Below are 16,442 nucleotides of genomic sequence, written 5' to 3' on the forward strand. Positions count from 1 at the left end.
ACAAGTTGCTTCGGGTGATCTTTATCATTTTTTTAAAGGATTGCGGGCAATTGCAGTCATTTATAATAAATGCTCACTAACTTTGGATTAAACGAATATTTTGACCTCGTCTAAAATTACATTCAAAGGTTTATCTGATCAGCAAGTACTCGATTCGCGGGCAAAATACGGACGTAATTCTTTTACCGGAAAAAAAGAAAATGGAGTATTAACTGCATTAATTAGTTTGGTAAAAGAACCCATGTTTATTTTATTAATGGCAACCTCCTTTATTTATTTTATAAGTGGCGAAAGGGAGAATGGTTTTTTTATGGTGTTTGCTATAGTGCTGGTTGGAGCTATTTCATTTTATCAGGATGCCAGAAGCAGAAATGCAATTTCTCAATTAAAGGAACTCACCCAACCAAAATCGAAGGTGATTAGAAACAGTGTTGTTCTTGAAATTAAAAGTGAAGAAATTGTTATTGGAGATCACATTATTGTTGAAGAAGGAACACTGGTTCCGGCTGATGCTACTATACTACAAAGCAACGATTTTTTTGTTAATGAATCCATTCTAACGGGTGAATCTTTTACGGTAGCAAAAAATGAAACCGAAAATAATAATATTTTTCAAGGGACAAACATAACCGGAGGACTCGCAATTTGTATAGTTACTGCAATAGGAAATAATACTTCTCTGGGAAAAATTGGTAAAAGTCTGGAGGCGATTAAGGAAGAAAAAACTCCACTTCAAATTCAGATAAGCGACTTTGTAAAAAAAATGGCAATAGCAGGGATAATTATTTTCTGTATTGTATTGGCGATCAATTATTGGGAATCAAAAAATATATCTGAAAGTTTAATAAAATCGCTCACATTGGCGATGAGCATATTACCGGAAGAAATACCTGTTGCATTTACAACATTTATGGCTTTAGGTGCATGGCGATTAATGAAAATGGGTATAATAGTTAAACAAACAAAAACAGTGGAAACACTTGGTAGCGCTACCGTAATTTGTACTGATAAAACAGGTACCATCACAGAAAATAAAATGACCCTCGCTAAAATATTTTCATTCAAAACAGGAAATATTATAGCTACCGATAAAATTGAGGATGCAAAAGAAAAAGAGTTGATCAGATATGCCATGTTTGCCAGTGAACCAATTCCCTTTGATCCAATGGAAGTTGCATTGCACAATAATTATGGTAATTTATTTCCGCAAGATGAACGTGTTCAGTTTAAAATGATACATGAATATCCTTTAAGCGGAAAACCGCCAATGATGACACATATTTTCGAATCTGAGGCAGGAGAAAGAGTAATCGCTGCAAAAGGTGCCGCAGAATCCATACTCCAAAACTCTACTTTAAATGAAGGTGAAAAAAGTAAAATAATTAATATAATTGCTGAACTTTCTAAAGAAGGATATCGTGTATTAGGTGTTGGAAATGTTGAATCACATGAAGGCAGTTTTCCAAAAACCCAACAGGAATTTAACCTGCAATTTTTAGGTTTGGTAGCATTTTATGATCCTCCAAAACACAATATTAAAAATGTATTAAGGTCATTTTATGATGCGGGAATAGCCGTGAAAATTCTCACCGGTGATAATGCACTTACCACTGCAACCATTGCTAAACAGGTGGAGTTTCAAGGATTGGAAAAAACTTTGAGTGGGGATGAGCTGATGGAAATGAATGAGGAAGAACTACAGGAACGAGTGCTCGATACAAATATTTTTACACGCATGTTTCCCGAAGCGAAATTGAGAATAATAAATGCACTTAAATCAAAAGGACAAATAGTTGCAATGACGGGTGATGGTGTAAACGACGGACCTGCATTAAAAGCCGCACACATAGGCATAGCTATGGGCAAAAAGGGTTCTGAGATCGCTAAACAAGCATCTACGCTGATCTTAGTAAACGATGACCTTGCAAATATGGTGGACGCCATTGCAATGGGCAGAAAAATTTACAACAATTTAAAAAAAGCTATACAATATATAATTTCCATTCACATTCCGATCATTTTAACCGTTTTTGTTCCACTTGCATTGGGCTGGATTTATCCTGCGATATTTACACCCGTTCACATTATATTTTTTGAATTAATAATGGGCCCCACCTGTTCCATTATTTATGAAAATGAACCCATTGAGAAAAATCTCATGCAACAAAAACCTCGTCAGATGGCAAAAACATTTTTTAATTGGCGAGAATTAACTACGAGTATCTGGCAAGGTTTAGTGATCACCATAGGCACTTTATGTTCCTATCAAATAGCAATAAATATGGGTTTAGAGGAAGATGCTACCAGAACAATGGTATTTTTAACTTTAATAACCTCTAATATTGTCCTTACACTGGTGAACAGATCATTTTATTTTTCCATTTTTTCTACGCTGAAATATAAAAATAAATTAATACCGATAATTATATTTTCCACCATTGCCCTAACAACTTCACTGCTAATTATTCCGCAATTTTCAAATTTTTTCCTTTTTGCACCTCTAACCTTATTACAATTAACAATAAGTATTTGTTTAGGCGCCGTATGCGTACTCTGGTTTGAAATAGTAAAGTGGAATACAAGAAAAAAAGGGGAAATTATTTAATGGAATATCCACAAATCCTTAAAACAACATTAAATCAATCGTAATATTACTGATAGGTCCCAATTTCAAATTTGCAGGTAGAACCGGGTGGCCGCGGGAAACGGTTGGGTAGAAAAATCGGCACTCAAGTCAAAAAGCAACAAGTTAACCACAATATTTTCTTCGGTGCAGGAGGACAGAGGTTCCACCTCGTCCAAAACCCGTTCAAAATGGCGCGGCGAGGTTCTTATAACTAAGTAAACTAAGAATCCAAAAAACCACACACATAAAATTTCACTGTGGACATTCTAAATGTGGAAGCAACCGCCAGTCCTATCTCCAATCAACAACCCAAATTAAACCTTAATCACCTAATTCAACTCATAAATATCCTCTCAAATGTCCAGTACCCGGCAATTACAGCAATAACCACCGATGCCGGAACAACCAATTTTGGCCTATACCAGCTCGTAGTTGAAAATTTTCTGCTCACAACAAAATACATAAATAAAATTATTGCTAACTGACCAATTTCCACTCCAATATTAAAACTTATCAGAGCTGTAGCAAAGGCGTATTCGGGCATTCCAAGTTCGATCAATGCGCCGGCAAATCCCATACCGTGTACCATTCCGAATAAAAAAACCATTATCATACGCCAGGGTTTTACCTTGTCGGAATAAATATTTTCTACTGCCAAAAAAACAATGGATAATGCAATAAGTGGTTCAATTATATTACCGGGTGGATTAATGATTCCATACATGCTCAACCCTAAGGTTATGGTATGAGCAAGTGTGAACATACTTGCCTGTAAAATAATTTTCTTTAAATTGGTATTTAAAAAAAATACACAGAGTATAAATAAAATATGATCGAGACCTAATGGTAATATATGCAAAAACCCTTGTTGTAAATATTGCCAGAATACCTGCCCGTCATCCATTTTATTTAAGGTGTAATTAATGGTATGGGCTTGTAATTGTAATATTCCAAAAAATAATATTCCTGAAATAAGTAATTTCTTTTTCATAGAAAATAATTTTAAAAAAAACCTTCCCGTCAGCCATGGGAGGGTTTAAGATTGGAAAATATTATTATTTAGAACTAAGAAAAAGTGTTTCCGAAATGGAATCGTTAATTGTTTTTGCTTCCGCCATCAGCATTTTACCTTTTTCAGTATCTCCTGATTTTGTGTAAATTAATCCCGCTTTATATAAGGTTGCAGGATTTTTAGTATTGGTAGAAAGCATTTTATCTGCATGCATTTTTGCATTGGAATAGTCGCCTTCCAAATAATATATCCATGCAACAAGTTCGTTTGCATCGTTATTGGAAGGACGAATTTCAAGGTCTGTTTTAGCATTTTTTAATGCCTTTCCCATTTCATTTGTATGCATGTAAGCAGTAGCCAATTCTCTGGCGCTATTATGTTTTACCACTGCATTGTCTTTATTCTGTTCCTTCTCCCCTTTTTCTAAAAGATCGGTAACATCATCATAAATTTCTTCAGATTTTTCTTTGTCTCCTTTAAGGGCATAGATTTCGGCAAGCTGATTTACAAAGGCAACATCCGACAAAGTATTAATTGCATTTTCCGTATGTTTAATTGCTTCATCATAATTCTTTTTAGATTTTTCAAGTCGCCCTAAACCAGCTTCTGCATATGGATAATTTTTTCTTAACCCAAGTGCAGTTTCATAACATATCTGCGCATTTTTTATATCCCCCGTCATTAATAAAAGATCACCTAAAACAATTCTTGCCCACTCGGTTGATTCCGCACCGGGTAAACCTGCTTCCACTGCCATTTTCATTGCTTCAATAGCACCTGCATTATCTCCATGAATTTGTCGTAAATAAGATACCCTGGAATATGAGCGAATATCCGGACGTAATTGAATCATTTTATCACAATATTGCACTGCAAGATCATAATTTCCCAATTCCACATTTGCATCCACCAAAGCTCCTAATAATTGTGCGTTATGTTCGCTTATTTTATATGCAGCATTTGCAACATCCAACGCATCTTTAAATTGATGCATGGATAATAATACGCCTGCCTTTAAAGTGAGTGCTTCAAAATTTATGTCATTATCCGTTGATTTTTGTGCTATAACATGATCCAGCATTTTAGTTGCTGCATTATTATAATAACCTGTATTTCCACTTAAACGAGCTTCAGTTATAAATATCTGCGCAAGCGTTAAATAGGCTTTGAGATTTTGTGGATTTGTTTTAAGGGTGAGTATGGCTTTGTCATAAGCGGTCAAAAGATCTTCCCGCTCCGTTTCCAATCCTACATTAGTATTTATGGAAAGCAATTCGGGAATAGCACTTTCGCTATTGGTTTTAGAATTTTCCCCGTTAATGTTGGAACATGACTGCACGGTAACGATACCGGCTATCAGAATAAGAATAAATAGATATTTTTTCATTTTGCTTGATGTTTCGTGCATATACGCAAAATGTTTACGGTCGGATTTAAAAAAGAGTAAAAGGCGGAGAAAGAGGTTGAAATTGTTGAAGGAGCTGAAATTGTTCAATACGGAGGAAAATTTACCAATGCGTCAATACTGCCTACTGCCCACTGTTGACTGTTGACTATTGACTACTTTCAATTCGAAGCCTAAATATTCAATGTTACAAACTGCCCACTGCGACTGCCCACTTTTAAAGGCTTGGCAAGGTTCAGGGCGGAGGAAAATCATACATTGCGTCGAACTGCCCACTGCCCACTGTTGACTCTTGACTACTTTCAATTCGAAGCCTAAACCTCCAATGTTAAAAACTGCCCACTGCGACTGACTGGTTGAAATTGTTGAAGGAGTTGAAATTGTGCAATACGGAGGAAAATCATACATTGCGTCAAACTGCGCACTGCCCACTGTTAACTGTTGACTGCTTTCAATTCGAAGCCTAAAACTCCAATGTTACAAACTGCCCACTGCCCACTCTTGACTGCGCACTTCCCCCTTCACTCGCAATACGGAAACCCAAAAGTTGCAACATTTGGTGCAAAATTATGGCCGGAAGTAACTGAGCTGCATGCGATGCTATCGCGGGTTTGGGTAGATACAGGGTAGATGAGTCCCACCTTATGGTAACGGCTGGATAATACGCCTAATCCTCCCTGAACATTGGTATATGCAGGAGTAATTTGTCCTTCAGTGATACCGAGTGAGGCGTTATTATATTCAAAATAACTGAAAAGCTCCTCTCCTCCTGCATCAATAATAAATTGTATTGAATCGGCTATACGGATAAAACTAAAATCATCAACTGGCGGAAATTGATCTTCAATAAATTGATAAAAAGTTTCCCCTTCCACATCGTAATCCAAGGTTAATCCACCGGTTGTGCTTTCAGCAACATAATTAGTTTCCATTATCCAGTCCTTATATCCTGAATTAATATAATGTATACTGTCTCCTTCAGGGTAATAAATGCCCTCTCTGTAATGAAAACGCAAGGTAAGATCGTAAATTTTTGCATCCTGAGCCGATTTCCATCTCAATTGGTAAGTATTTGCAGGGGAGATTGCAAAGGATTGCGGAAAGATACCTTCATCATCAGGTCGGATAATTGCAAAACTATCAACCACAGCTGCTTGCGCGAACACAGTTTTCCCGGTTAACGTATCAATAGCAGTTATTTTGTAAGAGTGTGTATAATCCAGGTCTGCTACAAATAAATAAAGAATATTCGGAGCGTCGGCAAATGCTCCCGGAAGTTTTTCAATTCCATAATCTTCACCATTTATGCGTGGGATAGGATAAGTGTTTACAAGGGTTCCGCCATCGTATTCCTCCACGGTCACCTTCAATTCTTCTCCATAATAAATGGAATTTGGATCTGATGAAAGTGTTAATGCATCGATCTCATCGCTCAAAAATGCCCTGTTAATACGGATAAACTGTGTATCTACAGAGGCATCAAATAATGCGTAAACAACAGGCGTTTCCTTAAAATCGGCATTGAGATCAAAATCGGTGGAGCAACTATTCGTAAATGCAGCGATAATAAGTCCTGCTGCCACAATCCATTTATTCATAGATCGCAAAGATAAGGGTTTTTGAGAGGGGATTGTAAAGTAAATGTAAAATAGTGAGTGGGGAGTGGGGAGTAGTGAGTAGTCCTCGCTGAAGCTCGGAGAGGAGGTGAGTGGGAAGGGAGGGGGTAGAATGGGTTTGGGGGGGGATGGGTGGATGGATGCGTTTAATTAACATTGCTAAATGTTTCCAGCAAAGGGTGAATTTGGAAAAAACATAATATTTTGGGATTTGAATCCAAAATAAACATGATAATTTCGGATTTGAATCCGAAATTATTATACTATTGATGGAATATGCATGTGGGATACAGGGCTGAGATTTTTATTTTAAGAGTCGGTGATTGGGTCATGCCCTTCAGTTATTTTCCACCTTTAATGTAAAATGATATGGATTCAAAATGATTTTTATGTAAAAAATACATGAAATAAATATCGTCAGCTTTTTTACTTGTTGGTTTTGCTAGCAAGAGAAGGTCGCCATTTTCAGCATTTGTAATTGAAGCAGCCATGTATATTATATCATCGGGGTAAACATCAACATGCAAATACGCATATCCCTTTTTTTGATTGACAATAATTTGTTCATAAATTGAATCTGAAACAATTTCAAATTGAAATGGATATAACTGCTCAATGTTTGCTGAATCTACGAATTCTTTATAACCGTTGTAGAGCGTATATGGGTAATCTGTAATAAGTAAGCTCTGCGGGATTACAAGTATTTTATCTTTTAATTGATTTACATTCTTAACCCATAACACTGAAATTTTAGTTGCAGGATTTTTTGCTCTTTCAGAAATTAACCACGAAATATAATTCAAGGTCATTGTCAAATCGGCTTCTGTTGGATTAACTGAATGAAGTAATTTTTCAAATATTACAGTGTTTGGTGGTCGTTTAAAATTCATTTTATCAATTGTAGTAATGCCTACAAAGGTTTCAAAACGATGCACACTTGCATGTCCGGGCGAATGGTAATTATTGGATGAATAAAATTGCAGCATTGTTGTCAGTCCGTGGATTGAAGTTGGATATGTATAGTATTCTGTTGTTCCTGGGGGCTCTCCTGAAGAAAATACAGAAAATCCCAAATACATTACAAGAGAATTTGGATCAGTTTCCTTTTTTAACTGAGAAATTTCCTCCAATGTTTTAAATTGGATATCTACCTGATGAGGCCAATTAGTTGGAATTGTTTTTTTCAATTTGTTATTAAAATCTTTTACGAATTGATAATAGAATTCCTTTTCATAATTCATATTTTTATTATCAAGTTTTTTGATTATCGCCGGATCAACCTCCTGCAAAACAACAAAGAGTGTTTTTGCCGCGTTAATTTTTGTAAGATCGTCGGAAGTTATGTCAAAATCAGGATCCATTTTTTGTGCCTGCAAATTCAGGCTAAAACTGATCATCAATATTAGAGTTAACTTTTTGTGAATGTTCATTGGTTTTTAATCAAAGATAAAAAGATTTAACACATTTTGCATTTTCAAATCTGATGGTGTAATTTCTCTTCTATAATCAAACCACGAACAATAATTTCATTTTCGGCTTAAATGCACTGGTCGCAACTTTCCAAAAAAGAAATAAATAGGAGCTCCATACTTGTTTTACCTTTCACCAAATGAAAAAGGTTTTCCAGGAGGTATTGAATCAAAAAGAAATGATGGGCATCCATTTATTTTTGAGCCAATATAACACCCTGCGACTAATGATTTGTTAATATAAATTGTTGTGTCGCATAGATTACCAATTGAAACGTATACTTTAACTATTTCTAATCCGGAACAATAACCTTTATTTATAACCCATCTTTTTCGCTCAGACATTATAAATCCATCCTCAAACAATTCGGTATATTTAAATTTACCATCATCAAGAATAACAACAAGTTCTTCCATCTTTTCAATTGCAGAAACTTGAAAATATATTGATTTGTCGCAATCATTTTTACAACTAGTTCCCATAAAAATTGAAAGAAGAGAAATGGCTACTAATCTGAATTTAACATTTTGCATAATTTCATTTTTTTGTGTAATTATGATCTAGGATTCATATCATAAAAATACAAAAATTACAAACTCAATACTTAAAGGACAAATTGAATACAAAGTCCGTCATCCGAATCCACACAGTCCCTCACGGGCATAATTGATTTTTAGAGGTGTGAGAAGACTATGTGGGGGCATCTTCCATGCTATGCCCGGCGTCTGCCCCGCCAGAGTCGGATTTATTTAAGTAAGTAGCATGTCTGGACATTTACAGTCAAAACAGTTAAATTTACCGAAGATAATAATGATAGAAATAAGATGACAAATGAATTTCCTAACTCAAAAAATAAAATAATTTTATATAGCATTTTATTTAGTGTTTTAACAATTGTAATTTCATTCATTTCAATAAATATAAATAATAAATCAGGTTATATAATACTTGAGATATTGGGATATCCTGCAAGTATAGCATTGATGTTTGCCTATTTTTCAGGTGATGATGCATTCTATCTGATTTGTTTAATAGAGTTTGTTTCATTTTTTATAACTTATTGCATGATCTTACATTTTTATTATGTAATTAAAAGAGAAAGAAAATCAATTAAATGATTGTGGAAGGCAACTTTTAAATTAGAAGAAGGAAAATTTAATATTCAGACAACTATATCCAATAAAAACAAGTAAAACCTGTGTATGAATTTACTATTATTTTATCTTTTTAGTATTGCCTTGATAAAAGGCGATGTAGATGAATATATTATGGAATATGATCCAAATACATCTTTTTTTATTGATAATAAAACAAACTCGGATCTTATTACAGAGTTCAGTTATAAGTATTCAAATTTTGATACAATTTATATTGCGGTTTCTTATAGACATGTAGGAAGTTTTGGGTCGGAATTGAGCACTACATTATCCTATGATCTAATTATAAGGTTAAAACGCCTGATGCCTAATACACAAGTATTGTTTTACAGAAAGCAGAATTCAGGTGGTCTAGGCGCCGTTTTTTCAAAAAAGAAATATGAGGTTAATCATAGAGGAGTGTTTATTTATACTTCGTTGCAGGAGTGAAAGGGGTGGGTGGAGTCGCAGTCACAGTCACAGTTTGTAACATTGTTAATTTTCTTTTTAATTAAACTTTCAAATTCTCGAAAAACAAACTCCCCTATGGGGCTGGGGGCCAGTCACAGTCACAGTCGCAGTCACAGTCGCAGTCGCAGTCGCAGTTTGTAACATTGATAATTTTTACTTCGAATTGAAACTAGTCAACAGTGGGCAGTGAGCAGTGGGCAGTGGGCAGTTCGTAACATTGCAAGATTTACCTCCGAACCAGACTATTTCAACCACTTCAACTCCTTCACACTCCCCGCTCAAAACCCGCAACCCGGATAAGCCGGATTTGTGAAGCTGGAAACAAAATTTAATTGTTTCGTTATTTTGCCACAGGCGAGTGAATCGATGGAGTCGTCGTATAAATGTACATCGTTTATTTCGATCTTGTGCCGGGAAGAGAACATACCAAGACCACCGCTGATATTTGTGAATTCTGGAGAAATATAATCCTCGTTGATGCCCAGGTTTGCCAATACATTCAGATATTGATCATATACTTCTACTCCACCGGCATACCAATAAAAATTAATTGACGAATAATAACGAATTACATTTTCATCTTCTTCCAAAGCACCGGATAAAAAACTGTATAAAAGATTGCGCTCCAAACTGTAAGAAACATTTCCATAACCAAGAATATTATCTCCGAATTTATTATTAAATATCTGCCAGTCTACATGTTTAAGAATAGAATCGCCATTACTGATATTTTTTTCATAATAGTTAAATCGCATCCATAATTCGTAAATTTTTCCATTAAGGGCTTGTTTGCAGGTATATGTTATTTTTGATGTATCGGTATAATTGATATATGTTTCAGGCAAGGTGGGATAATAAACGTAAAAATTTCCTACAATATTGGTTTGAGAAGTAATGGTATCGCCGCTAGAATTATTCACAACAAATAATTTATAGGTAGATAATGAATCAAGTTTTTCTGTGATGCGAAATAAAATATTGGGTGAACCGGAAAATAATCCTTCCTCCTTTATAATTCCAAGTGTATCACCATCTACATACTGAACCGGAATAACATGTATAAAATTGCCATTGGTCCATTGTTCCATGTATACGAACAGATCATCTTCCTCATAATAATAATTTGCGGGGTCGGTTGCGAGCAGGAAGGCACTTGTATTTACATCCAGAAAAGTTTTTTCGATCCGAAGAAAATTTGTATCCTCACCATAATCAAGAATTCCGACTACAACCGTTTTTTCGATATATTCACCATTGATATCAAAGTCGTTATTGCAGCTCAAAACCACAGCAATAAAAATGATAAATAGACCTAATCGGAATTCTGAATTCAACATCCTGAGGCTAAAATTATCGATTTAATGCATTCAAAATCAAATTTTAACAGATATGACAGGGAATTTACGTGAATCAGAGGCTTGCGCAAAAAAAAGATGCCGCATTTGCGACACCTTAAATATCTCTAAAAAATTACCCCGAATAAGAAAATCTATGATACCTGGGTCTAAAAAAAAAGTTATCGTAGATTTTCTATTCGGGGTAAATCCAACTAATGCGATAGTTCACTTCGTTCCATCGATCTATTCAAAAAATAACCCCGAATAAGAAAATCTATGATACCTGGGTCTAAAAAAAAAGTTATCGTAGATTTTCTATTCGGGGTAAATCCAACTAATGCGATAGTTCACTTCGTTCCATCGCATAAGTTGGATTAATGACCGTGTTGCATATCCATATATCTATCATCACCCATATCCATAGTCATCATCATTTTATGTGTAAATGATTTTTCAGGTGTTGACTGGAATTCGAATACATTTAATGTTAAAGTTTCAAATTGATTATTTCCTTCTGTTACTTTAATATGCTGATTCATTGCAAGGTCTTTAAACACTTGTTTTTCGCCTGTGGTTGGCCATGTAATTTCCACTTGTTTAATGGCAGTTGCTTTTCCAAGACCAATTTCTTGTCTCAAACTATTTGCACCAAAACTGGAACCACTGGTAACCCACTCATAAATATCGTGATCAGCACCGTTTTCTGTTACTGTTACTCTTAAACGCGCTCCTCTTGCAATTTTATTTGATTTAGTTCCTACCAGATCAATAGAGATCCAATTGTTGCCAAAAGATGCCGGATTCGCAAATAAACAATCGTAAAATCCGGATGCTTCATAAGCTCCACCCATTTGAGCAAAAATTTCAGGATATCCATCATTATTTAGATCGGCAAAAGAAATTTCATGGCCTTTTTGTAAAACTCCAACACCTGCAGAAGTTGAAACATCCTGCCATCCTTTACCAGCATTATTTCTGAACATTCTGTTAGGAGTTAAACTTCTCATATCGGGTTTACCTGTTCCTACATAAAAATCGATATAACCATCCATATCAAAATCGCCGTAACTGCTACCCATTACAAGGAATGAACGATTTCCCAAACCAAGTTCATCCGCTTTATCGGTAAATGTTCCATTTTTATTATTGATATAAATTGCAGATTTATCACCTTTTTTAGGTTTGTTTAAATATTCTGCAGGAATATCATCATCGCTCACGTTGGCACTGTAACTAAAGTTCATGATATCTAACCAACCATCATTATTATAATCGAAGAACCAACAAGGGAAACTTTGAATAGGACCAGAAATTCCTGCTTCTTCCGAAACATCGGTGAATTTCAATTTCATACTTCCTTTTTTGGTATCGTTGCGGAATAAATGATTTGCTGCGCTGTTAACAGAAACATAAATATCGGCATCTCCATCATTATCATAATCTCCTGAAGTTACACCTTTCACAAAACCATTTAAATTGGTTTTAGATTCTTTTGCTACATCTTTGAATTTACCCTTATCATTTAAGAATAAAATACAATCGTTCTTTTTATCACCTTTCCGCGAAGCTTCATTACCAATATAAAGATCTAACCAACCATCGTTATTAAAATCAGCCCAGGTTGATGCCTGAGATGGATGTGTGCTCCACAAACCAATTTCATAAGTTACGTCTGTAAAAGTACTGTCGCCATTATTTCTCAACATCGAACTCGGTAAAATTCCAAATTCGCTGTACCAAGCTCCACGTGAAATCCAAACATCTAAATTACCATCATTATTATAATCTGTTTGCTGAATCATTAATCCACCAGGGAATTTATCAATACCTGCTTTTGCAGAAATATCATCAAATGATCCGTCGCCTTTATTCAACAATAAAAAGCTTCTTTCTTTTAATCCCCAACCACAAGTAAATATATCTATCAAACCATCTTTGTTAAAATCATCAAGTATAACTCCTCCGCACATATTCGGATTATCAACTCCAAGATCGATGGCTATATTTTTAAATTTTGGAACATCGTATTCCGATTGGAAAGATGCTTCCGGCACCAACCATTGTGAAGGAACTTCATTTGGATATCCACCTGTTTGCATGTAGGCAATATTTAATAACCACATTGCAGAAAGATTATTCGGATCGTATTTTAAACATTGTGTATATGCTTCAATTGCACCATTAGGACCATCTTTCATTTGACTTTGTGCAGCTTTTGACAAAGGCCAGATACAAGATTCTGCATTGTGCATACCAATACAATTTTCCACCTCACCGTGACGCAGATAAACTAAACCTTTTCCGTAGTACCATTTACCATATTGTTCAGGAGATAATTTTTTAAAATCAGGATCTGCTTCAAATGCTTTTACCTTTTCTATTGATTCAGAAACTTTACCACAATTCAACATTTGAGCACAAACATCAAAATACCAGGTAAACTTGCCGTCAATGTCTGTAGGAATTGGTTGGTCCAACAAACTTTCTACAATTGCAGTATTCATAAAACGAAGACCCGGTTTGTTTACCCGGTCATAAACTTTATGTAAATACGCCGTCATCGCATCATTTCCGCTTTGAGATGGATCCCATGCTATGGGTTCAATTTTTGCGGATTGTTGTGCGGCAACTCTTTTATTATCACCACCTTTAACAAGTTTCATGATCTTGCTTTTCATTGCGTAGGAAGTAACTCCTACTACAACTAATAAAATTCCGGCGATGATCAGTATACGTTTTCCTTTCTTTGACATTTTAATGGTTTTAGTTTTGCAAAATTCTTGTATTAATTGATTTTATTATAAAAAGCAGCTCCTACAAGATTAAATTTTTCTTATCTGCTGTCTAAATGTTTTGTAAACGATTTTGGTTCAAATTACATGTGATGATGCATCATCATGGAATCCGCAGGCATTGTTTGAAATTTATAAGTGTGCGTTGTCATTATCTCAAAATCGGGCTGACCTTCCGTAAGTTTTACAAATCCGTTCATGGGAACATCAGTAAATACTTGTTTTGCATTTGGTCCTTGCCAGGTAACCTCAATTTGTTTTATTGCCACCGCTTTGCCTAAACCTGTCTCCAATTGCACGCTGTTAACTCCAAAACTTCCCCCATTGCTTACAACTAGATATATTTCGCGGGTGCTATTATCGGGATTTTGGAGGGTTAATTTAACCTTAGAGCCCAAAGCGGCCTTATTTGCCAAATTGCCCACCAGTTTAAGCGTGATCCAGTTATTTTCAGAATGACCAGGGTTCTCATAAAATGCGCCCTGAAAACCGTCGCCTTCATAACCGCCACCCATATCTTCATAAACATCCTGATCGCCATCATTATCTACATCACCAAAACCAATTCCGTGACCTTTTTGTAAGTGTCCGAACCCACCGGAAGTTGTTACATCCTGAAATGATTTTCCCCCATTATTTCTGAACATTATTTTAGGAACCAGGGATGTATAATTTGGAGTTCCGGTACCACAATAAATATCTAACCAACCATCGTTATCCAGATCACCGTAATTAAAACCCATAACGGTCATTGCTTTTTGGAGATTTAATTCTTTTGTGATGTCGGTAAATGTTCCATCTCCATTATTTTTATATAAAATGGAATATTCACCTTTAGGTGTTTTTCCAAAATATTCAGATGCATTATCATAATCACAATTATCTGCATCGTAAGTAAGTATCATTAGATCTTCCCAACCATCATTATTATAATCTAAAAATCCGACCGGGAAACTTTTGATAGGGCCTACAATTCCAGCAGCTTTTGATACATCGGCGAATTTTATTTTACCGCTGTTATTTCCGGTTTCGTTCTTAAATAAATAATTCGCTGTTCCCTGTGAAGAAATTGCAATATCCATCCAACCATCATTATTATAATCGCCGGCAGTTACCCCTTTTGCAAAACACAAAACATCAATTCCGGCTTCCTTTGCCATGTTAGTGAATTTTCCTTTTCCATCACTGATAAATAATTCGCATGGATATTTTTCCGTATCTCTTCTTGTTTCATTTCCGAAAAATATATCTAACCAACCATCATTATTAAAATCGGCAAACACTGCGGATTGGGTAGGATATAAATGTTCAAATAATCCCGATTCATACGTTACATCGGTAAATGTTCCATCACCATTATTGCGCAATAAACTTGCAGGTAATTTTCCAAAATCGTTCCACCATGCACCGCGCGGAATTAAAATATCCATCCATCCATCGTTATTATAATCAGCAGCTTTCAGATCAAGGCCGCCTGTAATGCCTGTAAGTGTTGATTCTGCTGTTTTATCAGTAAAAGTTCCATCACCATTGTTGATCATTATTTTTAATTGTTCATCGAGAAACCAACCTGATGCAACAATATCGAGATTACCATCATTATTAAAATCCTCCACACAAACTCCCCCTGATTTTGTTATAAAATCAACTCCGATATTAGCGGCAATATTTGGAAATCTTCCTATCTCATAATCCGATTTAAATACTTCCGGTTTAATTACATATTCAGCAGGAACACCATGAGGATATTGTCCTAAATTCATATATGCAACATTTAATAAGAACATGGATGTAAGATCTTCAGGATTTTCGGCCAAAATTTCTTTCCAAAGTTTTACTGCTTCAATAGTTGGATCTTTTACAACATACCAAGCACTTTCCTGAATTGGAAGTATACAAGATTCTGCCGTATGATTTGCGATACAATTTTTTTGTTCCCCTAAACGCATGTAAGCAACTGCTTTCATGAAGGTGGTTTCTTTAATTATATCACCTTTTATATTTTCATCAGAAGCCTTTTTTAATGCCTCATCATAACTTGCTATAGCTTTTTCAGTTGCACCTGCAAATAACCATTCGTCGCCAATAGCTTTTTTCCATTCCACAAATTTTTTCGATTCTTTGGGGGCAGGTTTTGCAAGCATATCTTCTGCACGTGTTGTACTTGCAAATCTGTTTTTAGGATGTTTGAAATAATTCGCATTACAATCAGCGAGATATTTCGCCATTGCCTGATTACCCGGAAGTGATGCATCATAAACAATGGTATTTTGAGCGAAAATGCGTTCTTTTTTTTCTTTTTTACAACCCGAAATTACCAGAAGAAAAAAAACAGGTAAGAGGGAATAAAGGATAGTTTTTTTCATAATAATGTGCAGTTTCCTAACGCGGTGCAAAGGTACTGCGATTTAACAGCAATAAAGAGGATTATAAAAAGTTTTACAGAGGTAGAACATTTAATAGTTTGTTAATTGGGTAAGTTGATAATTGAGTGCCTTGAGAATCAGTGGTACTTTAAACTCCCAATCGAAGCAGGCTGTTCCATTTGCTAATTTGCTAATCCACGCAGAATGCGCA

The 16,442-nt window shown here is 35.4% G+C and carries 11 protein-coding genes; 3 read left to right on the forward strand and 8 right to left on the reverse strand.

All coding sequences use genetic code 11. The annotated features are described in order from the left end of the window. The first annotated feature begins 100 nt into the window (after nt 1–100). A complete protein-coding gene (locus tag IPI31_16810) occupies nt 101–2,605 on the forward strand; it encodes a cation-translocating P-type ATPase (protein MBK7569484.1) in 2,505 nt (834 codons plus the stop codon). Between the two features lie 355 nt (nt 2,606–2,960). Here IPI31_16810 and IPI31_16815 read toward each other — a convergent pair whose 3' ends face one another. The 5 genes from IPI31_16815 to IPI31_16835 all read right to left on the reverse strand — a co-directional run bounded on the left by IPI31_16815 (nt 2,961) and on the right by IPI31_16835 (nt 8,662). After that, the gene (locus IPI31_16815; protein ID MBK7569485.1) at nt 2,961–3,617 is read right to left on the reverse strand and encodes a HupE/UreJ family protein; all 657 of its coding nucleotides are present in this window, start codon (nt 3,615–3,617) and stop codon (nt 2,961–2,963) included. Nucleotides 3,618–3,681: 64 nt separating this feature from the next. Continuing rightward, entirely contained in the window at nt 3,682–5,025 is a 1,344-nt protein-coding gene (locus IPI31_16820) for a tetratricopeptide repeat protein (GenBank protein ID MBK7569486.1), read from the reverse strand. A gap of 539 nt (nt 5,026–5,564) precedes the next feature. After that, the gene (locus tag IPI31_16825) at nt 5,565–6,641 is read right to left on the reverse strand and encodes a DUF4249 family protein (GenBank protein ID MBK7569487.1); all 1,077 of its coding nucleotides are present in this window, start codon (nt 6,639–6,641) and stop codon (nt 5,565–5,567) included. 359 nt (nt 6,642–7,000) lie between these two features. Further along, nucleotides 7,001–8,056 carry a hypothetical protein gene (locus IPI31_16830; GenBank protein MBK7569488.1) on the reverse strand — a complete coding sequence of 352 codons (1,056 nt, stop codon included), beginning with the start codon at nt 8,054–8,056 and terminating at the stop codon, nt 7,001–7,003. A gap of 198 nt (nt 8,057–8,254) precedes the next feature. Beyond that, entirely contained in the window at nt 8,255–8,662 is a 408-nt protein-coding gene (locus tag IPI31_16835) for a hypothetical protein (protein MBK7569489.1), read from the reverse strand. Between the two features lie 291 nt (nt 8,663–8,953). Here IPI31_16835 and IPI31_16840 point away from each other — a divergent pair, with 291 nt between their 5' ends. Beyond that, on the forward strand, nt 8,954–9,247 hold the full coding sequence (locus tag IPI31_16840) for a hypothetical protein (protein ID MBK7569490.1): 294 nt from the start codon (nt 8,954–8,956) through the stop codon (nt 9,245–9,247). Nucleotides 9,248–9,331: 84 nt separating this feature from the next. Continuing rightward, complete coding sequence (locus IPI31_16845; protein ID MBK7569491.1) at nt 9,332–9,715, forward strand: hypothetical protein; 384 nt, start codon at nt 9,332–9,334, stop codon at nt 9,713–9,715. A gap of 299 nt (nt 9,716–10,014) precedes the next feature. Here the strand turns inward: IPI31_16845 and IPI31_16850 are convergent, their stop codons facing one another. From IPI31_16850 to IPI31_16860, 3 genes are all read right to left on the reverse strand, one after another. Continuing rightward, on the reverse strand, nt 10,015–11,073 hold the full coding sequence (locus IPI31_16850) for a hypothetical protein (GenBank protein MBK7569492.1): 1,059 nt from the start codon (nt 11,071–11,073) through the stop codon (nt 10,015–10,017). A gap of 374 nt (nt 11,074–11,447) precedes the next feature. Further along, nucleotides 11,448–13,826, reverse strand: coding sequence for a CRTAC1 family protein (locus IPI31_16855; protein MBK7569493.1), 2,379 nt, complete (start codon nt 13,824–13,826; stop codon nt 11,448–11,450). A 122-nt stretch (nt 13,827–13,948) separates the two neighbouring features. Beyond that, a complete protein-coding gene (locus IPI31_16860; GenBank protein MBK7569494.1) occupies nt 13,949–16,231 on the reverse strand; it encodes a CRTAC1 family protein in 2,283 nt (760 codons plus the stop codon). Nucleotides 16,232–16,442: the final 211 nt, after the last annotated feature.

Source organism: Bacteroidota bacterium (assembly GCA_016706865.1).
Classification (GTDB): domain Bacteria; phylum Bacteroidota; class Bacteroidia; order Chitinophagales; family BACL12; genus UBA7236.